The sequence below is a fragment of the Streptomyces sp. V4I2 genome, from assembly GCF_030817655.1.
Taxonomy (GTDB): Bacteria; Actinomycetota; Actinomycetes; order Streptomycetales; family Streptomycetaceae; genus Streptomyces; species Streptomyces plumbiresistens.
The window spans coordinates 7,839,536-7,862,484 of the sequence record NZ_JAUSZM010000003.1 but is presented as its reverse complement, the minus strand read 5'-3'; the positions used below and the strand labels follow the sequence as shown (position 1 = coordinate 7,862,484).

The window sequence follows — 22,949 nt, the reverse complement described above, 5'->3', positions numbered from 1 at the left end:
ACGGTGACAGCGCCGCCCCTTACACGGCCCCCGCTCCGGTCAGCGAGCGCACCTCAGTCTCCGCGTGTTTGGCCTCGTCGGGCAGTTCCCCCGAGGTGACCGTGCCGAGCCAGCCCGCGACGAAGCCCAGCGGGATTGAGACGAGGCCGGGGTTCTGCAGCGGGAAGAACTGGAAGTCGACGCCCGGGAACAGTGACTCGGGGCTGCCCGACACCACCGGCGACAGCACCACGAGCACGACGGCCGGGATCAGCCCGCCGTAGACGGCCCACACGGCGCCACGCGTGGTGAAGCCGCGCCAGAACAGCGAGTAGAGCAGCACCGGCAGATTGGCGGACGCGGCGACGGCGAACGCGAGTCCCACGAGGAACGCCACGTTCAGATCGCGTGCCAGCAGACCGAGGGCGATCGCGACCACCCCGATGCCGACGGCCGCGGCGCGGGCGACGGCCACTTCGCTGCGCGGCTTGGCATGGGAACGCCGCAGTGAGGCGTACAGGTCGTGGGCGACGGAGGCGGAGGAGGCGAGCGTGATCCCGGCGACCACAGCGAGGATCGTGGCGAAGGCGACGGCGGCCACGATCGCGAAGAGAACCGTTCCTCCCGTGGAGTCCGCGCCACCTCCCAGGTCGAGTGCCAGCAGCGGAACCGCCGTATTCCCGGCCGCGTTGGACCCCCGTACCGCCTCCGGCCCCACGATCGCTGCCGCGCCGAACCCGAGGACGATCGTCATCAGGTAGAAGCCGCCGATGAGCCCGATCGACCAGACGACCGAGCGCCGGGCGGCCCGCGCGGTGGGCACGGTGTAGAAGCGGGACAGGATGTGCGGCAGCCCGGCCGTGCCCAGCACAAGCGCGAGTCCCAGGCTGATGAAGTCGAAGCGGGCGGTCCAGTCTCCGCCGTACCTCAGGCCGGGTGCCAGGAAGCTTTCACCGTGACCACTGCGCTCCGCCGCCGTGCGCAGCAGTTGGTCGAAGTCGCCGTGGAACCGCACCAGGACGAGCACGGTCAGCGTGACGGTGCCGGCCAGCAGCAGGACCGCCTTCACGATCTGGATCCAGGTGGTGGCCCGCATCCCTCCCAACGACACATAGATCACCATGAGCGCGCCGACCCCGATGACCGTCCAGGTCCGCGCCGCCCCGCTGGTGCCTCCGAGCAGCAGCGCGACCAGACTGCCCGCTCCCACCATCTGCGCCACCAGATACAGAACGGACACGGTGACCGAGGAGGTTCCCGCCGCGATCCGCACGGGCCGCTCGCTCATCCGCGCCGCGACCACGTCGGCGAGCGTGAACCGCCCGCAGTTGCGCACGAGTTCGGCGACGAGGAACAGCACGACGAGCCAGGCCACGAGGAAGCCCACCGAGTACAGCAGCCCGTCGTAGCCGTAGAGGGCGATCAGTCCGGAGATGCCGAGGAAGGAGGCGGCCGACATGTAGTCACCCGCGATGGCAAAACCATTCTCCATCGGTGAGAAGAGCCGGCCGCCCGCGTAGAACTCCTCCGCCGAGCCGTGCCGGTGACGGCTCACCCATGTCGTGATCCCCAGCGTCACGGCGACGAACACACTGAACAGAAGCAACGCCAGCGTCTGATGGTCCCCCGTCACGACACACCGCCCCGGATGCCGCGTGTCAGTTCCTGGGTGTCCCACCGCAGTTCGAGCGCGGCCCGGTCCCGGCGCAGCCGCGCGTGCCGCACATAGGCCCAGGTGAACAGGAAGGTCGTGAGGAACTGCCCCAGTCCCGCCAACATCGCCACGTTCACAGCACCCGCCACGGGACGTGCCATCAGCCCGGGTGCCGTCGTGGCGGTCACGACATAGGCGAGGTACCAGACGAAGAACACGACGACCGCCGGCACCACGAATCGCCGGTACCGACTGCGCACCTCCTGAAAGGCCGCACTGCGCTGCACTTCCAGGTACACCTCGGCCGCCGCGACAGCTGTGGCCTCCTCCTCGCGCGGCGCCTGCGAAACTGCGGGCACGGGCGCGCCGACACCACCCGACTCGCCCCAGCCGGAGGCCAGTGCGTCGTACCAGGGATCGTCGTACCTCACCTGTCCGGGACCACCGGCGGGCACCGGAACATGACTCTCGTGGTTGTCGACCGAACTCTCGGCACCACCGCCGCCTCCGCGGGAGCGACCGTTGCTTGACTGCATGCCCAAGGATGGACAGAACGGGAAGATCCCCGACTCTTCTTCCCCGCGCTCTTCACCCCATCAGGTGACTCACCCCCTCGGTGGCCGTACAAGCCCATTCCCGTACGCGTAACGCACCGCCTGCGCACGGTCCTTGAGACCCGTCTTGGCGAAGAGGTTGTTGATGTGGGTCTTCACCGTCGCCGTGGAGACGTGCAACCGACGGGCGATCTCCTGATTGCTGAGACCCTCGGCGATCAGCACCACCACCTCGGTCTCCCGGACAGTGAGCCCGTCCGACGCCCCGACGGACACCACCGACGCCGGCTCGGGCTCCGACAGCCTCTCCAACAGCCGCCGTTGGATGCTCGGCGACAGCCCCGCGTCCCCGGACAGCACACTCCGCACGGCCCGCACGATCTCCTCACCCCCCGCATCCTTGGTCAGATAGCCACGCGCCCCCGCTCGCAGCGCCGGGAACAACGACTCGTCGTCCGCGTACGTCGTCAGCACCACGACCTGCGTCCCGGGGTGCTCCGCCCGGATACGACGGGTCGCCTCGACCCCGTCACAGCGGGGCATGCGCAGATCCATCAGCACCACGTCCGGGGCGAGTTCGGCAACGAGCTTCACCGCCTCGTCGCCATCCCCCGCGGCTCCGACGACCTCGATCCCGGGCAGCAGCCCAAGCAACATCACAATGCCCTCGCGGACCACGGTCTGGTCGTCCACGACCACCACCCGGGCCGCCTTCTCCCCCGGCCCCGCTGTCATACGGGTACCTGCAACGTCACCACGAACCCCTCCTTGCCCGGCCCGGCCTCCAGCGAGCCGCCCAGCAGCTCGGCACGCTCCCGCATGCCCAGCAGACCGTACCCGGCGCCGCTCCCGCCGAGTTCGCCCGGCGAGCCGCCCGAGTCCCGCACGACCAGCGTCACCTGATGCTCGCCGTACTCCAGCCTCACCTGCACGTTCGCCCCCGGCGCATGCTTGCGGACGTTGGTAAGGGCCTCCTGAGCGACCCTCCGCACGGCCTGCGACGCCTCGGCCGGCAGAGGTCTGCGCTCACCCGAAATGGTGGCCTCGGCGCCGTCGGCCGTACCGACGAGCTGGGACAGGAAGTCCTCCAGCGGGGTCAACTCGCCACGCAGGGTCGACAGCGACTGCCGGGTCTCGGCGAGGCCGTCGCGGGCCATTCCCCGTGCCGCCACCACCCGCGCGAGAATCTGCTCCCGGTCAGCCCCTCCCTCGATCAGCAGCCGGGCCGCTTCCAAGTGCACGAGTTGCGCCGAGAGACTGTGGGCCAGCACGTCATGAATCTCCCGTGCGATACGCGCCCGCTCCGCGAGTGCCGCCGACTCCGCCTCGGCCGCCCGCGCGGCACGCTCCTGGTCGAGCAGCCGCTGGGCGTTGCCACGGGCCTCGGCGTCCAGCCGCAGGACGTATCCGGCGAGGGCGAGCCCCGCTGTCGTGACCGCCGTGGTCAGCCAGGGGTCGTCATTGACCGCGGCGTACGAGGTGAGGGCGACCGCGGTCACCGGCAGGGCGGCCACGAGGGGCAGCCGCTCCAGGGCGGTGACGGCACACCCGCACCACAGGACGAGGGCGGGAACCCTGAAGTCGGCGGTCTGGGCAACCACCGCGATCCCCAGGAGCACCGTGGTGAGAGTCAGGGAGGGCCAGAGCCGGTGCGCGAGGGTGGTGCGGTAGAGGGCCCAGGCCACGAACGCCGCCAGCAGGACGGCCGCCGCTGCCCCGACGGCCCCCCAGCCGTGCCCCTGGCTGCTGGTGAAGACGCCCCACAGGAGCATGCCCAGCACCAGGCTCCGTGTCACCCACCCGATCAGACGCCGAGGGCCCGAGGTCGCCCCGCGCCCGAGTGCCTCCCGGGAGGGCCAGCGTGTCCAGACGTTCTCCGTCTCCGTCACACCCGTTCCTTCCACGCGGGCGGGGGCATGCGGTCACCGTACGCCGTACCGGGAACGGCAGCCGGGTGCAGGGACTGGGCCCGCCGGGCGAGCATCCCGGAGCGGACCAGAAGTGTGGCCGCCAGGGCGAGCAGCAGGGCGGAGGAGTCCTGGTGGATGCCGAGCGCCGCGCCGAGCGCGAAGAGGCCGACCCGCAATCCGATGCCGACGACCCAGACCACTCCGCTCGCCTTGGTGCTCCTGCTCCACACCGCGCCGTTCGGCTCCACCCATATTCGGGTGGTCCAGGCCCAGCCGGCTCCGATGCCGAGGCCCGTGATCAATTCGGTGACGAGCAGGGCGACCGATGCCGCGGGGTGGTGGGCGTCGACCATGTGCGGCTCGCGGAGCGCGATGACGGCCAGGACCGCGGGCAGGAGCCACAATCGCCTCTGGGTGTCGATCCGTCCGGGGCGGAACTGCCGGACGGCCACCAGGACGACCACGGCCACGATCATCAACGCGTCGACGAGCCCGGGCATCGGAGCCTCCGTAGCGGGGAAGGGCGAGATCGACAGCGAGCGCTGCCGACGCCTTCGACGCTACGCAAGTGCGCAGGTCGACAGATCGGAGCCGGGGTGGATCATGGGTGGATCCCCGACGACCGCTGACCTCCACCCACGGGTGGAGACACCGCAAGGTGGCCCTCCCTGCCTCGCAGTCCGCCCGGCCTCGCGCGCACATCGGGCTCGCCCGCCCGCCGGACTCGCGGGCCCGTGCAAGCCGCCGCGATCGGCACGGCCATGCGCACCGTCCGGCCGCGCCTGCCGCGCCCGCCTCTGCACACTACGCGTCGTGCGATACGCCAGGATTGCGAACCGAGTCGGGCACCCAAAGCCTCTCCCCGACGGCCCGCCGGGCCAAGCCTGGCGGGGCAGGGTCGATACACCGGTGGCGAAGCCGTGAGCCTCACAGTCGAACGGCCCTCGCAGTCGAACGGCACAGTCGGCAAGGCACGCGCCCGCCCTCGCACCCGCCCGATCGTGGCTGAAGATCTCACCCTGGCCAGACCGGAACCACACATCCCATTCCAGCCGGACCTGGTCCGCCCACGTCACCCCCGACCGGGCAAGCCACACTCCTCGCACCGCCCCGGCGCCAGAGCCGCAGTCACTCCAGCCTGGCGGCCCAGGCCGCAGGCCCAGGGGCGCCCCATCCGGACCCACCCGGCCCGTGCATCTCACATCTGCCGGCCCGGCCGACCACGGCCTCCCCGCCCGCCTGGGCCCGACCCCCGTCTCACCGGCCCGGGCCCAGCGCAGCGGCTACGCGTCGATGCGCGACCGGTCCAACGTCGCCGCCGAGTTGGAGATGAACTCCTTGCGCGGTGCCACGTCGTTACCCATCAGCAGGTCGAACACCTGCTCGGCGGAGTCCAGATCGGAGAGGTTGATCCGACGCAGAGTGCGGTGGCGCGGGTCCATGGTGGTCTCGGCCAGCTGGTCCGCATCCATCTCGCCGAGGCCCTTGTACCGCTGGATGGAGTCCTTGTACCGGACCCCCTTGCTCTGAAACTCCAGCAGCTTGTCGCGAAGCTCGCGGTCCGAGTACGTGTAGACGTACTTGTCCTGGCCCTTCTTCGGCTGGATCAGCTCGACGCGGTGCAGCGGCGGCACTGCCGCGAACACCCGGCCCGCCTCGACCATGGGCCGCATGTAGCGGTGGAACAGCGTCAGCAGCAGGGTCCGGATGTGGGAGCCGTCCACATCGGCGTCGGTCATCATGATGATCTTGCCGTAGCGGGCTGCATCGATGTCGAACGTGCGACCCGAACCCGCTCCTATGACCTGGATGATCGCGCCGCACTCGGCGTTCTTGAGCATGTCCGTGACGGACGACTTCTGGACGTTGAGGATCTTGCCGCGGATCGGCAGCAGCGCCTGGAACTCGGAGTTCCGGGCGAGCTTGGCGGTACCGAGCGCGGAGTCTCCCTCGACGATGAACAGCTCGCTGCGCTCCACGTCGTCGCTGCGGCAGTCGGCGAGCTTGGCGGGCAGCGACGAAGACTCCAGGGCCGTCTTCCGGCGCTGCGCGTCCTTGTGCTGACGTGCGGCGATCCTCGTACGGGCGGCGGCGACGGCCTTCTCCATGACGACGCGGGCCTGGGCCGCGGCGTCCCGCTTCGTGGAGGTGAGGAACGCCTTGAGCTCCTTGGAGATCACCGTGTTCACGATGCGGCGGGCCGCCGAGGTACCGAGGACCTCCTTGGTCTGCCCCTCGAACTGGGGCTCCGCGAGACGGACGGTGACGACCGCGGTGAGGCCCTCCAGGGCGTCGTCCTTGACGATGTCGTCCTCGGCGACGCGCAGCAGCTTCTTGGTGCGGAGCACCTCGTTCATCGTCTTGACGACGGCCTGCTCGAAGCCGGCGACATGGGTGCCGCCCTTGGGGGTGGCGATGATGTTGACGAACGACTTCAGGGTCGTGTCGTAGCCGGTCCCCCAGCGGAGTGCGACATCCACGCCGAGCTCACGGGTGACTTCGGTGGGCGTCATCTGACCGTGGTCGTCCAGGACGGGGACGGTCTCCTTGAAGGTGCCCTGGCCGGAGAGGCGGAGGACGTCGCAGACCGGCTTGTCGGTGGCCAGGTACTCGCAGAACTCGCTGATACCGCCGTCGAAGCGGAAGGACTCCTCGCCCTTGCTGCCGCCCTCGCCCAGGCCGTACTCGTCGCGGACGACGATGGTGAGGCCGGGGACCAGGAAGGCAGTCTGGCGGGCGCGCTGGTGCAGGTGCTCCAGGGAGAGCTTGGCGTCCTTGAGGAAGATCTGGCGGTCGGCCCAGTACCGCACCCTCGTGCCGGTACGGGTCCTGGGGATCTTCTTGGCCTTGCGCAGACCCCCCGCCTCGAACTTGGCGTCCGGGCCCATCGCGGCGAAGGCGCCGGGAACGCCTCGCCGGAAGCTGATGGCGTGAGTGTGACCGCTGCGGTCCACCTCGACGTCCAGCCGCGCGGACAGCGCGTTCACCACGGAGGCGCCGACGCCGTGCAGACCGCCGGACGCGGCGTACGAGCCGCCGCCGAACTTGCCGCCGGCGTGCAGTTTGGTCATGACGACCTCGACGCCGGAGAGGCCGGTCTTGGGCTCGACGTCGACCGGGATGCCGCGGCCGTTGTCGCGGACCTCTACCGAGCCGTCGTCGTGGAGGATCACCTCGATGTGGTCGCAGTAGCCCCCGAGGGCCTCGTCGACGGAGTTGTCGATGATCTCCCACAGGCAGTGCATCAGGCCACGACTGTCGGTCGAGCCGATATACATTCCTGGGCGCTTGCGCACTGCCTCGAGCCCCTCGAGGACGAGCAGGTGCCGCGCGGTGTAGTTGGAACCGTCCCGGTCTGCTCCTGCCAGCAGAGCTGTGGACGGCACGGACGTCTCGGCGGTCACGCGGTTCGCTCCTCGCTGAATTTCAAGTGGGGCCCTCATGGGTAAGGGCGTGGCTTCGGTTGCCGCTCCGAGGGTACAGAGGCCTGGTAGAGCCGATGTAACGCCACCCTCGTCTCAAACTCAGACTAGTCCAGCGTCGCATGCATGTTCGATCCCTCGATTGAGTGAAGTACATATCACGTTCCCTTCCAGGCATGAACCATTTAGGCTCCGGGCACGTCCTCATGAACAACCGGCAACCCAGCCGGGAGGACCGACACCGACCGACAGCGCGAACCCGTAAGCATTGAAGACACGCAATACGGCACATTCGCCGCCAACCGGCAGCAGACAGCCGCCCCGGAGAGATTTTTCGAGGAAAAGCCCCGAGCGGGAACGTTTTCGGGCTGGTTGGATGTTGACCCTGGTACGACAGCTCGTCGAGCTAGAGAAGAGGCGACGTGACTACTGTTCTGACCCCCGCGAGCCCGCTGACGGCCGCTGACCGCTGCGACCGCTGCGGAGCCCAGGCGTACGTGCGCGTCGTCCTGCTCAGCGGCGGAGAACTGCTCTTCTGCGCCCACCACGGTCGCAAGTTCGAGCCGGAACTCAAGAAGATCGCCGCTGAAATACAGGACGAGACGGAGCGGCTCACGGCCGCTCCTGCATCCGCCTCCGAAGAAGAGCGCTGACACTCGCGTCCACGACGAGCCAGCACCGGCACAGGCCGGCCAAGGGCGGCCGCCCCTAATCCCAGGGGTAGCCGCCCTTGCTCGTACCCGATGAGAGGCCCCCAGCCCCCCGTCAGAGGCCCGTATGCGGTGCTCTGGCCGTACCCCAGCCCAGGATCCGCATGACGTCTGACACGCGCGTGTAGACACCAGGACTGCCCGCACGACCGCAGCCGCTCCCCCAGGACACGAGCCCGACCAGCTTCCCCTGGGCGACCAGCGGCCCACCGCTGTCTCCCTGGCAGGCATCGCGCCTGCCTTCCTCCTCCCCGGCGCACAGCATGCTCTCGGCGAGGTACGTACCGTCGGCACTGCCCGGGTACGCCTCCTCGCACAGAGCGTCGGACAGCACCTGCACGGGTGCCGCCCGCAGGCTGAGCGCGTAGTCACCACCGCCCGTGAGGTCACCCCAGCCGTACACGAAGGCGCTGGTCCCCGGTCGGTACGCCGGATCCCCACCAGCCGCCATCCCGACGACCGAATCCTGCGGCAGCGGTTCGGTGAGGCTGAGCACGGCGAAGTCCCCCGCGTTGCTCGCCCCGTCGTAGTCCGGGTTCACCCAGGTGTCGCGTACGCGGATCTCGCGACCCTGGTCCGAGAGAAGGGCCGTTCGGCCCGCGATCACCTTGAGGTCGCCGATGCGGTCCGGTGGGGCGCCCAGGACGTCCTCGCCCAGGCAGTGGGCCGCCGTGAGCACGGTGGTCCGGCCGACCGCCACTCCGCCGCAGAACTGTCCCGCCCGCGTACCCCCGAACCGGTCACGGCTGGACAACGCCACCGTCCACGGGCTCTCGGACACGTCGACCGGGAAACCGCCGACAACGATGCTGTCGGCGGCCACGGGGGCGGCGGACACCAGTGGTATGGCTGCCGCCGCAGCCGCCAGAACCAGCGGCCGGGCCAGCGCCCGGGCAATGCGACACCGCATGCCTGCTCCTCACTCAAGGGTGTTGATCGGACACCCAGAGTCATGCAGAGCGTCATGGCTCGCAGCACGAAGGCCCGGATCCCTCTCGGTGATCCGGGCCTTCGATGTGTCGTACGACCTCGACCTAGTCGAGGTAGTCGCGCAGTATGGATGGGTGAGCGCTGTGCTTGGCCTGCATGGATGCAGGTGGGCGGGGAGCGCAGTCCGCGAAATATCTTGGATTGAGATGACCCGCCATGACCCTCCGCACGATCGCCCACCACCTCGGCCTGCCTGTCCGGCGCGACCCGCAGGAGGTAGCAAAGATCATCGAGGGACTCCGGCCCACCCTGGACGCGCATCCTGACGACAGGCGGGAGCGGCTCGAAGCCGAGTGGACCAAGGTCCTCGGCGAATGCCACTGGCACCGGCCCTACCTCCGGAACTGAACGCCCTGTCGCCGTGCCCGGCCAGTAGTACGACCAGTACTTATCCTGGGGTCCTGGCTACCTGCGACGACCTGCGACGATGCCACAAAAGGGGCTCTGACCTGCACAGAAGGTGGGCCGTGTCCAGGAGGGAGTGACTACGGCCTGCGGAAGATGCAGACAAGCGCGATGCGCTCATTCATGGGGTGACCTGCGTGCTTGGTCCATCCTGCGACCTGACCGGTCATTACCTCGCTCTGGGTGACGGACATCTTGTCGAGTGTCCAGCCGAGGGCTTCGACCGCCTCGATCTGGTCGTTCATGCCGGTCATCGGGCCAGTAGCTGCGGAGCCCGTTTGTGCCTCGATGAACTTGTAGACGAGTACGTGACGGCCTGCGTCGATGGCATGCTGCGCGGCTGCTGCCGCTGTTTCCGCCTTGGCCTTGTTGATGGGTCCCTGCTTCGGCGGGGGCAGTGACCCCGCTTCCCAGCCCTCGGGCTCCTTGGCGCGCGAGCCTGGCAGTGAGCCTGCTTTCCAGCCCATAGTGGCCTCCCCGGCGCTTCATTCCCACCATAGTTCAAATGCCAATAAAGCGGACAGGTCGGGGCCACAGGCGCTTCTACTCACCGGCCTCGACCGGAGTCCTCATGGACTCCGCCATGCGCTCGGCCGCGTCCGCGCGCACCATGCCGAGGTGGACGTACGTCTTGCCGCTGTGAGTCGCCTTCGGGCGCACGCTGCCCCAGACGCTCTCGGGAAGGCCGGGACCGGCCAGGGCCTCCCGGATGGCCTCCGCCGCGTCCGCGTCCCTGTTACTCCTCAGGCGGCGGGCACGTGGTCGCGAGTTCGATGCCCCGGACCCGACGCAGCCAGCGGGCCAGGACGTACAGCCCTGCCCCGAGGATGCCGCACGGTTCCCAGATCTCCGTCACGAGGGCCGGGAGGCCGCCGTCGTCCACGATGTAGATCGCCTGCGCGCCGACCACGGTGGCGATGAAACCGTTCGTGCGTGAGTCCTTCGACAGAAGCCAGTCCACGGGATGCCACAGAGGGGCTGCAAGGTCATGCAGGCGCATTCTTAGAGCTGCGAGAACGAAGCCCCGGGCAAGACGTCGCCGCTCGCCATTGGATAGAGCAACATCCAAGTCGGAACCAGATGCCAGAATGGCGGTCCACTCAGCTCGGAGATGTGATCGCCGTGCCCCAGCTATCGCCGCAGCAAGCAGTGCCACGCGCTGAGCACGGTGCGCCGATGAACGTGGCTTCAGCGTCCGAACGATAGAACCCACGCCGAAGAGCAGGACTGCAACGAGTCCAGCACCGCCGTACCGCCACTGGAGCAGCTCCATGAGCGTGACCGGTACAGCCACCGCTCCCGCAGCGAGAACTGCGAGACGGATGTTGCGGACGGTTATGGCTCGACGGAGCCTTGCCCACTGACTGCGCCAATCGATGCCACGCAGTCGGCGGTAGACGCTCCTACGCTCGGACCAAACGCCCGACGCGATCAGCAACCCACAAAGCAGCAAGGGCCCGTAGTCGATCCAGAAAATCCCCGTAGAGAACTCAAGAATCCTCCCAGCAGAGTTGATCTCCTGAGTTATCGCTGGGGAGGCCTCCATTCCGACCAGCAGAGCTGGCCCAGAGGCGGCCACGACCAGGCCAAGGCGCTTCAAGCCGCACCCCCCGCGAAACCCAGCCGGGCCCGACGGCTGCGGCGAGCTTCAAGGGCCGCACCGGCACTCGCACGACCCGCCCCCGTGAGCTCGTAGTAGCGGCGCGGCGGACGGCCAGGGTGCGGTTCCGCCTCGGTGCGGCTCGTTACCCAACCGCGCTCCAACAGGCGGTCCAGGATGGGGTACACGGTGCCCGAGCCAAGGTCCGCGTCACGGCAGATGCTCAACCCCCAGGCGGGGGCTTCATCAGTCGCGGCCAGCAGCACCTCCAGCACGGCGATGGTCGGCTTGGTAAGCCTCGGAGCGGTCATGCCTCCATTGAAGCATGTGTCGAGTACGACAGACCGTCACTTCGGTGGCCTGGTAGGAAAGTTGGCAGCACAACCTCTGTCGGCCTTGTCAGCATGCCTCCGCTATCCGTCATACGCTCGGGCCATCTCCGCGCGGACCAACCCCCCGAGATCACTCACACCATCACACCGAGTCGGTCAAACTGGTTCTCATGGACGCAGGGTTGGCCGCAGTACTTGGGGCGTTGGCGGGGGCCGTGGCGACGACGGGGGCGGCGTTCGCTACCGGATGGTCGACACGCGAGCAGGCGAAGATGGCCGCCCGAGCGGAGCACCGTCGACAGCGACGCGATGCACGACAGGCCGTGTACGAAGAATTCATAAATGCCATTGAGAGCATGACCGAATTGGCGACGACAGTACACGAAGACATACACGAAGAGTGCTTGTTCCTCGTTCCAGGCACCGATGAGGCACTATCCCGCAATGAAGCCATCAGCAAACTCGCCACAAAGGCAATGCTGGCAGGGCCGACGCTGATAAGCGAGCTAGCGCAGGAACTGCGATCGCATGCCGGCAACCTAACGTCCAGCCTGATACGAATCGAGATCTACAGCCAGGACGGACAGCGTGACCCAGATCGCGTAAGGGATAATTGGACACGAGTCGAGGAATATCGAGTCGCACTAGAGGAAGGGGTCGCAACCTTCGCGAAATTCGCGCAGGAAGTCCTGGACGACGACGGAACACTGCCATGATCAAAGTCATGGCGGGGATTTTTTACCGGGGAGAGAAACGTCGACGGCGGGGTCCACGTGCCCCTCGATCTCTTTTCGGTTCGGCCCACCCCCCTACCCCGCGCGGCGGGTCCCAGAAAGCCGCCTGGCGCCTCCGGGATGGACCTCGGGAGACGAGTACGGTCCCCTCGACGCCAGGGCAGGGCCCTCAACGGCCTGGCGTCGAGGCACCAGCGGCGGCGAGCTTTGCGCACCAGCGGGGTCCCCTCCAGTGCCTCCGGCTGGGGGCCTGTCAACTGCAGCCGGAGGCACTGGCCGGGGGCCCAGGGTGGGGTCCCCGGTGTCCGCGCGGAGCCGGTCGATTGTGGGAGCCGAGGTAGCGCCCAAGCCTGGGACCTCCGCAGGCGGCATGGCTAGGACGGGGGAATGGGGGGACCAGGCGTTAGGCCCTGTACGGGACCCATTTCCCATTTCCCACGGCGGCGCCATCCACGTAGAAGCCCGTCAACGCCCGCACCACTCCGAGCCTGGTGCACACCCCAAAGAACACGCACCGGGGGCCTACGCCAGGCGGGGTGTAGGAGGCGGACCTTGGTCAACATCCGGCGCACTGCATCACTTGTTGACCTCGCGCTATTCAGGTGGCCAGTCGATCGCGGGTCAGGGTGACGTAACGGCATCTGTATCAATTGATACGGATGCTTTCGGTTGTAAAGTTGAAAGATTTCCTTTTTAGTTTCATTGAGGTCAAATTTGCTTTGATCACTTACGTTCACAAGCAAAACGAATGCGATCAATGCAGCATGATCATGAGGGTAGGGCATGGGGAGTGTGTGGGGGCATAGGGGGTGCGGCACTAGGGGGTAGGCAGGGGTGGTGGGCGAGGTGGTAGGCATGGGAGTCACGGCGCGTGGCGGGCGAGTGAGTGGTGCTTGAGTGAGAGATGGCGCAATCGGTACCGTTACTCCTGACGCAAAGCCGCTGATCATTGCAATTGGGTTAGCCATCGGCTAGAGATGTTGATCAGTCATGGTTAGTGGCGTGCGCCACAGTGCAAACGATATGCACTGCTGAACCAGATGGCATTTCGCAAGGTGCTGCGCGATCGGGCCAATGGTGCGTGTGTATGTGGTTGCTGCTGGGCGGCATGGCCCGCCCCTCGCAGGCCGCCGCAGACGGGTGTAAACCGTCGGCAGCCTTTCCGGTTTCGTGGACCGGTTGACGAGGGGCGGGCTTGGCGGGGCCCCGAGCCACGAGAAGGGCCCCGCCGGTCTAGTGGCCTGCGGCGTCGCTGTCCGGCAGCGCCCTCCACATGCCGACCGGGATGCGCTCGCGGCGCTCATCCTCGGCCAGTTCGCGGAGCGCCTCTTCGGCAGCCTCGGCGTTGTGCCTGGCGATGTCGATCAGGACCTCGAAGCCGCCCATCACGCACGCACCCCGGTGTCGACGACGAACGCCTCAGGGTGGAAGACCTGCACGTCGGCCCGGAGGTGGGCGAGTACGCCGATCTGGAGATTGTCCGCGTACCGCTCCGTGAGGAACTCCAGCTCGACGCCCGTGCGCAAGCCGATGCCGAGCATGTCCCACTGCCCGGTGTACACCTCACTGCAATCGGTCGACGTGCCCACCGTCAAATTGGTCGGCACCTGCTTGGTGTTGAGCCTCGGGATCGCGGCGAGTGCTGCCGGGGGGATCAGGTAGGCGTTGGTGGTCGCCTCCTTGAGCTTGCTCAGCGACGTCTCGGTACGCGGCGCCTGTATCTGGGCGTTGGGCTCGAAGTTGTTGTTGCGGACCGTGCCGACGGCGTCCAGGTGGAAGTCGTAATTGGCAATGGCCGCACCGTTCGCGCCGTGCGTGGTGGTGGTGATTCCCGACTGGTTGAGCACGCCCCGAGGTTCGGGAGCCGTGCCGGTGCCGCGCAGCGCTACCCGGTCGAGTTCCAGGGCCAGTTGAGCGGCGAATGCGTGGGCGATGATGTCGCCGGCGCTCGGGTCGGCGTCTTCGAACAGTTCGCGGCTCAGCTTGACGAGCCGTGCAAGACTGCGGGCCGTGAACGTGACCGCGTCGAAGGTCAGGTCCGCGTCGGTGATGAGCGCGTTCTCGTTCCTCCAGCCAGGAGTTCCCTCGCCGGTCAGCCTCGGGATCTTGACCGTCTGCGTCGTCATGGGGACGAACGTCACTCCGGCCTGCGCCACGACCATCTTGTTGCGTACGAGGTCGATCAGGCTCGACGCGAGCGGCGTCGGCACGACGTGCCCACCGGCAGTGAGCGTGCCCTCTGACATCGCCTTGCGCTCGGCTTCGGCACCCCGCCAATCGCCGGTGACAAGCCCCTTCATGTAGCGGCCGAAGTTGAGGTTCTCCGTCTGCGGGTCGCTGTGCCCGTTGGCCTTGAGCCAGTCGGTGACGCGCTGCCCCTTGGCGAGCGTCTGGGCACCCTTGAGGCCACCCGAGCGGGCACCGTAGCCGCCGCCGTCGAGACGAGCACCATCGCCCGACTCGTAGCCCGCGGCCTTCGCCCGGAGTCCCGCGAGCTCCTCGGCGCGGAAGTTCAGCGCCTTCAGCTCCGCACACTGCTCGCTGGTCATCTTCATCTCGGGCCCGAGCTCGCCGAGAAGGCGCCGAATATCGGCCTTCACGGCGTCCAGTGCCGAAAATTTGTACTGCGTCATCTTGATCGTCCTCTTCGGAAGCGTGCTGATTTTCGGCTTGCTCCGGACGATCGTCAGGACGTCACGTTCGGCTTCCGGGACCAGGACCCGAGGGGCTGCGAGCGGTGCCGTCACGCCCTCTGACCCTTTGAAAACCTCCCGGGATCTGGCGTCTCCGTGTACGCACGGGGCCGATCCCGGGAAGTTTTTATTATACCAGAATTTCCAGCGTTTGGGAATAGCGCTCCCACCAAGACCTAGGGGTTCGGGAGGCTCTTCCGGTATTCAGTGATATACCACCAAGCACCGTACGTAGGGTCCCTCGGATTCTTCGGCCTCAGCTTCCGACGGTCCGCTTCGTAAGCAAATTGTTCTACCCAGGGCCTCTCCAGATCAGGACCACTATGCAGTCCATGCTCCGCACCAAGGCGCGCCTGCTCAACACGCTTCAAGCGATTGTAATAATCCCTGCGGAACTGCTGCCGGTCAGCAGGATTAACGAGTGTCTCCTCGGCCAACTGGAGGATCTCCTCCGGCACGGGACTGGTCTCCTCAGGGAGTGGAAACTCGTCAGACATTGCCTCCTGCCCCTTTCCCTAATAGGGGATGACTTGGGGTACCGTCGTACCCTTTACTCGCGGGATTCTCCCTCAATCGTACTTCCTGCGCCCAGCCATGCCACAGGCGCCGCTCGGGCTTGCCTGGTCACCCTTCGCGGCGATCCGCTCACTCCTCCAGCAGGCGGCGTACCTCGTCATCCGCCTCACTCCTCAGCAATTCCATCACGGCCCTCAGTTCGTCCAGCCGTGCATTTGTGTTCTCTTCGGTGAATTCGCCGCGGTCGGAGAGCGCGCCCAGTTCGATGGCGCGGCGGTTGAGGTAGTTGCCCAGCCGCTGGATCAAATCCAAGGCACTGGGGGTGGGGTCGCGCTGCTTGTCCTGAGATCCCATTGGATTACTCCTTCTTTCAGTTAGTGGGGGTCGTGGACGATGCCGGCGGCGCACATCGGACAGCGGCGGGAGGGGACGGGGGTCGGAATCGATGGGCATCGGATTTTTCTTTCAATGTCGGGTTCGGCCACTCGGTGTGACCGGACTTTTCTGGACCCAGTTTCTTTGCGGGAGAGTTTGGGAGAGGTGGGTGTACGGGGTGCTGTGGGAGAGAAAACAGAGATACTCTGCGATCTTGAAAATTGATCAAGTCCTGACCTGTAGAAATAGAAATAGAATTTTCACTTACGCGTAGAGAGATAGGGGGTGGGAGAGAACCTCCCCCCTCCCACATCTCTCCCACATCCTGGCTATGTGACGACAACACCCTCCGTAACCGTCACCCACCTCTTATATGTGGCAAGATCGAGAGCCTCGTCGAGCAGCCCCCGCTCACGCTGGTCGAACTTCCTGGGCAGACCGCCGCGACCGGAGAGAGGCACTCCCGCCGTACCCGCGGCCGCGGCGTACTTGCGGACCCGTACCGCCAGCCGCTCGACCTTCTGCTCGTGCTTGGCCTGCTCGGTGCGAACCTCCCGGTCGATGTGGTCGATCTTCCGCGCCTCGCCCTCGGCCGCCCGGTCCGCCGCCGCCTGCCGCACTAGGTCGTCGCGGACGTTTGAGGAGACGTCGACGATCTGGCTGGCCAGTTCCCAGTCCTCCGTGGTCACCGCACCGGCACCGCGGCCGTCGAGGATGAGCAGCAGGGCCGCCACCTTGAGCCGCAGCAGGGTTCTATGAGCGTCGAGGGCCGCCGGGGTGACGCCCTGGTGGGCGTACCAGCGCTCGCGCCTCACCTCGGCCGTCACGGCGGCGGGGAAGGTGATGCCCTGGCCGATGAAGGCTCCCTGGGTCGCGGCCTTCTCGACGGCGCGGCTGAGGTCGTCCTCGCAGGAGGGCTCCCGCGGCTCGGTGCCGCCGTCGCCCCACAGCGGCTCCTGCTCGGCCGGAGCGGGGATGCCGGGGTCCACGGAACGGAAGTACAGAAACCGCTGAGGTGTCCCCTGCGGCTCCTCGTCCAGCAGCGGCCTGATCGTCTTGGGCTGGAAGGCGGCGATGAGACCGAAGCTGTAGGAGCCGCTGGGGACGTGCCTGGTGCGCTCCCTGGTGGCGTTGGACTGGCCGATGGCGCCCCCGGTGAACGCCGACCGCAGCGTGGTTCCGAGGACCGACCCGCTGCGCTCGCCGAGGCGGCTCATCACCTCGCCCTCATCGGCGACGAGGAGAGCGTTGTTCCACACCTGTGCGCGCTCGGTGATCTCCCTGCCCTGCTTGGTCACCTCGCCGGTCGGCCGTTCGCCCATGAAGATCTCAGCAATGCCCTCGCCGGAGCCGATCGAGCCGGTGCGGACGTGACCGGGCGTCGGCATCAGCCGCCGGACCGCCTTCTCGGCCTGGCTCTTCGACGATCCGGGCGGGCCGACGTTGGCAACGAGGAGGTTGAGGCTGGTCGCGTCGTCCACTCCGGTGTCGACCCCCAGGTGAGGGCTGACGCACGCCGCTACGGTTGCCAGCACGCACCCGAGGACGGCGTCCGGGGACACCATTCGCGCGTGGGCGGCCTCACGGATCCGCGCCAGAACGATGCGGGAGTCCCAGAACTGCGTCGGCAGGTTGAGCCGCTCCTCGGCCGCGCTCATCACGCCGCCCCCTTGCTGGGCCGGTAGCCGCGGTCGTACACGCTCGCAAGCTGCGTCTCGACGTCCCCGTCGGTCCAGGGGCGGCCGGAACAGGGCCAGGCGAGGACGACGGGCGTCACCAGCGCCTCGGCCGCCCGGCGGGTGACACCGTGCTCTGCGAGCTTGACGAGCGCCCACACGAGCGCGTCGTGCTGGCTGGGCGTTCCCTCCGGCCTCGCCGCGGCGAGGAAGCCGAGGACGCCGTCGACGGTGCCTCGGGAGCCCCCCTTCGCCGCCGCCGCAGGGCGGGCGAACGGCGATGCCGGGGGCTTCGGCTTCGGACGCAGCAGACCGAGGAGCCACGCCGGAGCGGGCACAGGCTCGACGTCGACGAGGACGGTGTAGGCCATGAAGTGCTTGGGGTCGTTGGCCCGCGAAGGCGGTGCGACGATGTAGCCGCCGTTGGCCCGGGTGTCGAGCCCGTTGCCGAGCTTCCTTGCACTGCCGCGGAGGTCGAAGTCGACGCCGTCGTACGAGAACACGTGGTGGACGCCGCCGCTACCGGTGCCCACGGTGTACGTCATCGGCAGGTCGCCGTGCTCCCGCTCCAGGCAGGCGAGGGTGGCGCTGCCGGTGTAGCCGTTCTTTTCGTCGACGTCGAGCCCCCAGATCCCGCTCGCATCACCGGTGGCGATGCCGATGTTCCCGGCCGGCCACCGCGACCACCAGCCGGTGACAGTGTCGGTGTCGGTGGTGGCGACCTGGAATCCGTGGCACAGATCGGGCGGGTGCGGGCAGTCAATCACCCCCGCGTGGGGCACGTAGTGGGGGCTCTTGGGGTTGCAAAGGCGGCGGCAGAGCGCCCGCGGCTCCTTGCTGCCCGGCGCGGAGGGGGAAGACGCGCCAGCCGCGGGCGGCGTAGGCGAGGGCGATCTGGCCGCCGAGCCCGAAGACGGTCATACTGGGGCTCGGAGCTGTTGCCGTCGCTTCCTGGATGGGGCCCTGGCCGGGGCCCTTTCCGCTGTTCATGCCGCTTCACCACCCCGGCGGGCAGTGGCCTTGGCGGCGCGGGCGCGGGAGGACTTGAGGGCGAGCCGGGCGAAATACGCCTTGCGCAGGTGCGCGGCACGGCGGGCGCGCTCTTCAGGGGTAAGGATGCCGTCCGGGTCCGTCTCACGCTCGAAGCGGTCGAGGAAGGCCGTACGGGCGGGGAGGGTGTGGGCTGCGCGATCGTCGGTCTTGGACCAAAGGGCGTGCGCACCGATCTTGGCGCGCAGCCGGAGCTGCTGAGGGGTCATCTGGGGCTCCGCAAGGGGAGGGCCCGTCACCTTGGTTAGCGGCGGGCTAGACGCCCCTGCGACTCACGGCTGTTATCGCGCATGTCGACAAAAGTACAGCAAAGGCGCAGCGCTGCTGAAATCGTGACCACAGCGCCGCTCATAGGTCCCCGAGGTTGAGCCGTCGCGCCTCGTCGGCGGCGCGACGCTCGGAGGATGCGCGGGTGTACCTGTCAAGCATGTCCCGGCGGGTCCATCCGGCCACGGCCATGAGGCCGCCCTCGCTGCCACCGGCCGCCAGCCACCTGGACGCCGCCGTGTGCCGCATCAGGTGGGGATGGAAGCCGTCGATACCGGCCAGCTGCGCCCGGTGCTTCAGAGCGACGTACAGGCCGTCGTACGAGAAGCCCTTGCCCCGGTCGCCGAGCCACAGCGCGGGCGAGTCGGCCAGCCGGTGCGTCCGACGGATGCGTACATACCGGTCGATGGCGCGTCCCGCCTGGGCCCCGAAGGGCACCGCGCGACCCTGGCCACCCTTGCCCTTGCGGATGACCGCGCCGCCGTCGCGCAGGTTGACGTCGCCCAGAGCCATCGACACGACCTCCCCGGCACGGGCCCCGGTCTCGATCATGAGGCGGATGATTGCCTCGTCCCGGCGGTCGCGGAGGTCCTTCCCCGAACACGCCTTGATGAGCGCCTTCAGCTGGTCGTCATCCAGGCATTCGACGATCTTCGTGTCCAGCTTCGGCGGTCGCAACTTGACGAGCTGGTCGTCGTCGATTTCGCTCTCGTCGGCCAGCCATGCGGAGAAGCGGCGGACAGCGAGCTGGCGCGAGCGGGCGGTGGACGCCTGCGCTCCGCCGCCGATCAGCGCCGCTATAAAGGCGTTGACCGTAGGCCGGTCGAGGGCCGGAGGAATGCCGGTTGACGCCGTCCACCGCAGGAAGGACCGCACGCCGTCACCGTACGTCTTCAAGGTCTGGGCCGACTTCCGTTCGGCGGCCAGATGGAGCATCCAGGAGTCCAGAAGCGCACGCATGTCCGATTCGTTCATGCCGTCAGCATATGCCTATCGGCCGTCGGAATATCCGGACTAGTAGCGCTGCGCCAGCGAACGAAAACGCCCCCAACCAGCGAATCCGCAGGTCAGGGGCGTTCTGTTGGTACTTGACTCAGTCGAGGTAGTCGCGCAGCACCTGAGAACGCGACGGGTGGCGCAGCTTCGACATGGTCTTCGACTCGATCTGACGGATACGCTCACGCGTGACGCCGTACACCTTGCCGATCTCGTCGAGGGTCTTCGGCTGACCGTCGGTGAGACCGAAGCGCATGGAGACGACGCCCGCCTCGCGCTCGGACAGGGTGTCGAGGACGGAGTGCAGCTGCTCCTGCAGGAGCGTGAAGCTGACCGCGTCGGCCGGGACGACGGCCTCGGAGTCCTCGATCAGGTCACCGAACTCACTGTCGCCGTCCTCGCCCAGCGGAGTGTGCAGCGAGATGGGCTCACGGCCGTACTTCTGGACCTCGATGACCTTCTCGGGGGTCATGTCGAGTTCCTTGGCCAGTTCCTCCGGGGTGGGCTCGCGGCCCAGGTCCTGGAGCATCTGGCGCTGCACGCGCGCGAGCTTGTTGATGACCTCGACCATGTGCACCGGGATACGGATGGTGCGGGCCTGGTCGGCCATCGCGCGGGTGATCGCCTGACGGATCCACCAGGTGGCGTACGTGGAGAACTTGTAGCCCTTGGTGTAGTCGAACTTCTCCACCGCGCGGATGAGACCGAGGTTGCCCTCCTGGATGAGGTCCAGGAACAGCATGCCGCGGCCGGTGTAGCGCTTGGCCAGGGAGACCACCAGACGGAGGTTGGCCTCCAGGAGGTGGTTCTTGGCGCGGCGACCGTCCTCGGCGATGATCTCCAGCTCGCGCTTGAGCTTCGGAGCGAGCTTGTCGGCGTTGGCCAGCTTGTCCTCGGCGAACAGACCGGCCTCGATGCGCTTGGCGAGTTCGACCTCCTGCTCGGCGTTGAGCAGCGGGACCTTGCCGATCTGCTTGAGGTAGTCCTTGACGGGGTCGGCGGTGGCACCCGCAACGGCGACCTGCTGGGCCGGCGCGTCATCCTCGTCGTCGTCGGAGAGGACGAAGCCCTTGTTCTCGGCCCCCTCCTCTTCCTCTTCGCCGGGCTTGACTTCCTCGAGGACCTCGTCCTCGGCGGCCTCGGCGTCGTCCTTGCCAGTGGTCGTCTTCTTGGTCGCCGTCTTCTTGGTGGCGACGGTCTTCTTCGCGGCCGCCTTCTTGGCGGTCGTCGTCTTCTTGGCGGCGGCCTTCTTCGCGGGCGTCTCGTCCTCGACGGCAGGCTCGACGGCGGGTGCCGCCGGCGTGGCGGTGGCAGTGGCCTTCTTGGCGGTCACCGTCTTCGCCGCGACCGTCTTGGTGGCGGTGCGCTTGGCCGGACTCTTCGCTGCGACGCTCTTTCGGGTGCGCTTGGGCTCCGCGGCACTGACCATCAGCGTCACACCCTCTTCCTCGAGGATCTGGTTGAGGCTGCGCAGTACGTTCTTCCACTGAGTGGCCGGAATCTGGTCAGCTTCGAAGGCCCGACGCACGTCATCGCCGGCGATCTGCCCCTCAGCCTTTCCCCGCTCAATGAGCGCCATGACAGAGACGGACTCGGCGATCTCCGGCGGGAGCGTACGGGATGTGCTGGCCGACACGAACAACCTCTCGGAACGTTGGAAAACGGCTTCCGGCCCCGTCCACGGCGGACAGGAGCCGACCACCGGCCTGGGGATGGGCCGACGGTGCGGGCGGGGGCCGGGAAGATGCACAGCGCCTTGAACGGCGTCCGTATTCCCTCCGCGGCTGTCACCTCTTAGGTCATCGCGCTGTCTCCGCAAGCGTTACGCCCAATCTGCGTGGCCCGAGTCACACCCCGTAAGCGATCAAAACCGATCAGACCCGGATAGAGGGGGTCAGCCACAGCCTCGACCTGATCGCTCCGGCGGGCGCGCCGCCACATCGCACCGTCGGACCCCGCAGGATTCCTTGAGAATCCTGCGGGGTCCGACGGGAGGCGGTTCGCCGGCCGGGCGATGCCAAAGGAGGGGGGTGGCACCGCCGGCCGCGCCGCCGTCGGTGCGCGGTCAGTGCTCGCGCGGCGCGGGCACCACGCGCTCCACTTCGGGGTGAACGGTGAGAAGCTGGCGCATGGCCACCTCGGCCGCCGTACCGTCGCCGGTGGCGAGGGCGTCGGCGATCCGGCCGTGGTGCGCCAGCGAGGTCTCGTTCGGTCGGTCACAGCCGGTGACCGGGCTGCCGGAGACCTGAAGGGCGGCCGACACGATCCCGGAGAGGTGCTCCAGCATACGGTTGCCCGCGAGCTGGATGAGCAGGGAGTGGAACTCGGCGTCGGCGCGGGAGAAAGTGAGCGCGTCACCCTGCCCCATGGCATGGCCCATGATCTCGACCATGTCGGCGAGTCGCTGCTGGACGTCCTCGCGCCCGTGCCCGGCGGCGAGGCGGGCTGCGAGCGGCTCGATGGTCCAGCGCAGCTCGCTCAGCTCGCGGCGCTGGTCGTCGCGCTGTGGCCCGAAGGCCCGCCACTCGATGATGTCCGGGTCGAGGAGGTTCCAGTCGCTGACGGGGCGCACGCGCGTGCCCACGTTCGGGCGGGCGCTGACCAGACCCTTGGCCTCCAGGACGCGGAGCGACTCGCGGACTACGGTGCGGGAGACCTCGAATCGCTGGCCGATCTCCTCGGGCACCAGCGGACGGTCGGCGCCCAGGTCACCGGAGACGATCATCTGGCCAAGCTGCTGGACGAGTTGGCCGTGCAGCCCGCGTCCGCGGTTGCCTGCGGTACGTCGGCCCACACGGCCCAGCTCCGGGTCCGCGCCGTCCCAGGAGGGGGCGCCGACGCGGTCAGTGGTAGGCGCCTCGGCGTAGGGGTAGCGGTCGAGTTCGCCCGGGCCGGCGAGACCGGAGTCTGCGGAGCGGGCGGCGGTCATCATGGTGTGCGCAAGGGTACTCACGGATCCTTTGTCGGCGTCGTCTCCAACTCCCTTGAGGTCTTTGGTGAAAAGCACACGAAAGGGTGATCGCTCACCCCGTCGCAATTGACGCCTTATCGGAAAGAAATGGGCTTTCCCCGGGGAGTTGTGCGCA

Annotated in this window: 21 protein-coding genes and 1 pseudogene; 3 read left to right on the top strand and 19 right to left on the bottom strand. The window is 67.7% G+C overall.

What is annotated here, in order from left to right:
- Positions 1-19: 19 nt before the first annotated feature.
- The 6 genes from QFZ76_RS37000 to QFZ76_RS36975 all read right to left on the bottom strand — a co-directional run bounded on the left by QFZ76_RS37000 (position 20) and on the right by QFZ76_RS36975 (position 7,501).
- Complete coding sequence (locus QFZ76_RS37000; RefSeq protein ID WP_307677751.1) at positions 20-1,612, bottom strand: cation acetate symporter; 1,593 nt, start codon at positions 1,610-1,612, stop codon at positions 20-22.
- Positions 1,609-2,169 carry a DUF485 domain-containing protein gene (locus QFZ76_RS36995; protein WP_307677750.1) on the bottom strand — a complete coding sequence of 187 codons (561 nt, stop codon included), beginning with the start codon at positions 2,167-2,169 and terminating at the stop codon, positions 1,609-1,611. The genes QFZ76_RS37000 and QFZ76_RS36995 overlap by 4 nt, the downstream gene beginning before the upstream one ends.
- Before the next feature lie 69 nt (positions 2,170-2,238).
- Positions 2,239-2,922, bottom strand: a complete 684-nt coding sequence (locus QFZ76_RS36990; RefSeq protein ID WP_307677749.1) for a response regulator transcription factor — start codon at positions 2,920-2,922, stop codon at positions 2,239-2,241.
- Positions 2,919-3,983, bottom strand: coding sequence for a sensor histidine kinase (locus QFZ76_RS36985; RefSeq protein WP_307677748.1), 1,065 nt, complete (start codon positions 3,981-3,983; stop codon positions 2,919-2,921). Before QFZ76_RS36985 ends, QFZ76_RS36990 begins: the two co-directional genes overlap by 4 nt.
- An 89-nt stretch (positions 3,984-4,072) precedes the next feature.
- Positions 4,073-4,597 carry a DUF1453 domain-containing protein gene (locus QFZ76_RS36980; RefSeq protein ID WP_307677747.1) on the bottom strand — a complete coding sequence of 175 codons (525 nt, stop codon included), beginning with the start codon at positions 4,595-4,597 and terminating at the stop codon, positions 4,073-4,075.
- 783 nt (positions 4,598-5,380) lie between these two features.
- Positions 5,381-7,501 carry a type IIA DNA topoisomerase subunit B gene (locus tag QFZ76_RS36975; protein WP_307677746.1) on the bottom strand — a complete coding sequence of 707 codons (2,121 nt, stop codon included), beginning with the start codon at positions 7,499-7,501 and terminating at the stop codon, positions 5,381-5,383.
- A 440-nt stretch (positions 7,502-7,941) separates the two neighbouring features.
- Between QFZ76_RS36975 and QFZ76_RS36970 the strand changes: the two genes are divergently transcribed.
- Positions 7,942-8,172 carry a hypothetical protein gene (locus QFZ76_RS36970; RefSeq protein WP_053749190.1) on the top strand — a complete coding sequence of 77 codons (231 nt, stop codon included), beginning with the start codon at positions 7,942-7,944 and terminating at the stop codon, positions 8,170-8,172.
- A gap of 112 nt (positions 8,173-8,284) precedes the next feature.
- On the opposite strand, the gene QFZ76_RS36965 is transcribed toward QFZ76_RS36970, so the two are convergent.
- Positions 8,285-9,139, bottom strand: coding sequence for a serine protease (locus QFZ76_RS36965; RefSeq protein WP_307677745.1), 855 nt, complete (start codon positions 9,137-9,139; stop codon positions 8,285-8,287).
- Between the two features lie 236 nt (positions 9,140-9,375).
- Here QFZ76_RS36965 and QFZ76_RS36960 point away from each other — a divergent pair, with 236 nt between their 5' ends.
- Positions 9,376-9,567, top strand: coding sequence for a hypothetical protein (locus QFZ76_RS36960; RefSeq protein ID WP_307677744.1), 192 nt, complete (start codon positions 9,376-9,378; stop codon positions 9,565-9,567).
- 137 nt (positions 9,568-9,704) lie between these two features.
- On the opposite strand, the gene QFZ76_RS36955 is transcribed toward QFZ76_RS36960, so the two are convergent.
- The 3 genes from QFZ76_RS36955 to QFZ76_RS36945 form a co-directional block, all read right to left on the bottom strand.
- Complete coding sequence (locus tag QFZ76_RS36955) at positions 9,705-10,091, bottom strand: hypothetical protein (protein WP_307677743.1); 387 nt, start codon at positions 10,089-10,091, stop codon at positions 9,705-9,707.
- Between the two features lie 269 nt (positions 10,092-10,360).
- The gene (locus QFZ76_RS36950) at positions 10,361-10,585 is read right to left on the bottom strand and encodes a hypothetical protein (RefSeq protein ID WP_307677742.1); all 225 of its coding nucleotides are present in this window, start codon (positions 10,583-10,585) and stop codon (positions 10,361-10,363) included.
- Between the two features lie 635 nt (positions 10,586-11,220).
- Positions 11,221-11,535: a PadR family transcriptional regulator gene (locus QFZ76_RS36945; RefSeq protein ID WP_307677741.1), complete on the bottom strand. Its 315-nt coding sequence runs from the start codon at positions 11,533-11,535 to the stop codon at positions 11,221-11,223.
- A gap of 191 nt (positions 11,536-11,726) precedes the next feature.
- Between QFZ76_RS36945 and QFZ76_RS36940 the strand changes: the two genes are divergently transcribed.
- Entirely contained in the window at positions 11,727-12,272 is a 546-nt protein-coding gene (locus QFZ76_RS36940; protein WP_307677740.1) for a hypothetical protein, read from the top strand.
- A 1,251-nt stretch (positions 12,273-13,523) separates the two neighbouring features.
- On the opposite strand, the gene QFZ76_RS36935 is transcribed toward QFZ76_RS36940, so the two are convergent.
- The 9 genes and pseudogenes from QFZ76_RS36935 to QFZ76_RS36895 form a co-directional block, all read right to left on the bottom strand.
- Positions 13,524-13,676, bottom strand: coding sequence for a hypothetical protein (locus QFZ76_RS36935; RefSeq protein WP_307677739.1), 153 nt, complete (start codon positions 13,674-13,676; stop codon positions 13,524-13,526).
- Positions 13,676-14,923: a phage major capsid protein gene (locus tag QFZ76_RS36930; protein WP_307677738.1), complete on the bottom strand. Its 1,248-nt coding sequence runs from the start codon at positions 14,921-14,923 to the stop codon at positions 13,676-13,678. Before QFZ76_RS36930 ends, QFZ76_RS36935 begins: the two co-directional genes overlap by 1 nt.
- Before the next feature lie 705 nt (positions 14,924-15,628).
- A complete protein-coding gene (locus QFZ76_RS36925) occupies positions 15,629-15,853 on the bottom strand; it encodes a hypothetical protein (RefSeq protein WP_307677737.1) in 225 nt (74 codons plus the stop codon).
- Positions 15,854-16,203: 350 nt separating this feature from the next.
- Positions 16,204-17,532, bottom strand: a complete 1,329-nt coding sequence (locus tag QFZ76_RS36920) for a DUF3987 domain-containing protein (RefSeq protein WP_307677736.1) — start codon at positions 17,530-17,532, stop codon at positions 16,204-16,206.
- Positions 17,532-18,392, bottom strand: a pseudogene (locus QFZ76_RS36915) (bifunctional DNA primase/polymerase); the annotation flags it as partial. The pseudogene QFZ76_RS36915 and the gene QFZ76_RS36920, both read right to left, overlap by 1 nt.
- 144 nt (positions 18,393-18,536) lie before the next feature.
- Positions 18,537-18,809, bottom strand: a complete 273-nt coding sequence (locus tag QFZ76_RS36910; protein ID WP_307677735.1) for a hypothetical protein — start codon at positions 18,807-18,809, stop codon at positions 18,537-18,539.
- Between the two features lie 139 nt (positions 18,810-18,948).
- On the bottom strand, positions 18,949-19,842 hold the full coding sequence (locus QFZ76_RS36905; protein ID WP_307677734.1) for a tyrosine-type recombinase/integrase: 894 nt from the start codon (positions 19,840-19,842) through the stop codon (positions 18,949-18,951).
- A 118-nt stretch (positions 19,843-19,960) separates the two neighbouring features.
- Positions 19,961-21,499 carry an RNA polymerase sigma factor gene (locus QFZ76_RS36900; protein WP_266432898.1) on the bottom strand — a complete coding sequence of 513 codons (1,539 nt, stop codon included), beginning with the start codon at positions 21,497-21,499 and terminating at the stop codon, positions 19,961-19,963.
- A 429-nt stretch (positions 21,500-21,928) separates the two neighbouring features.
- Complete coding sequence (locus tag QFZ76_RS36895; RefSeq protein WP_307677733.1) at positions 21,929-22,816, bottom strand: FadR/GntR family transcriptional regulator; 888 nt, start codon at positions 22,814-22,816, stop codon at positions 21,929-21,931.
- Positions 22,817-22,949: the final 133 nt, after the last annotated feature.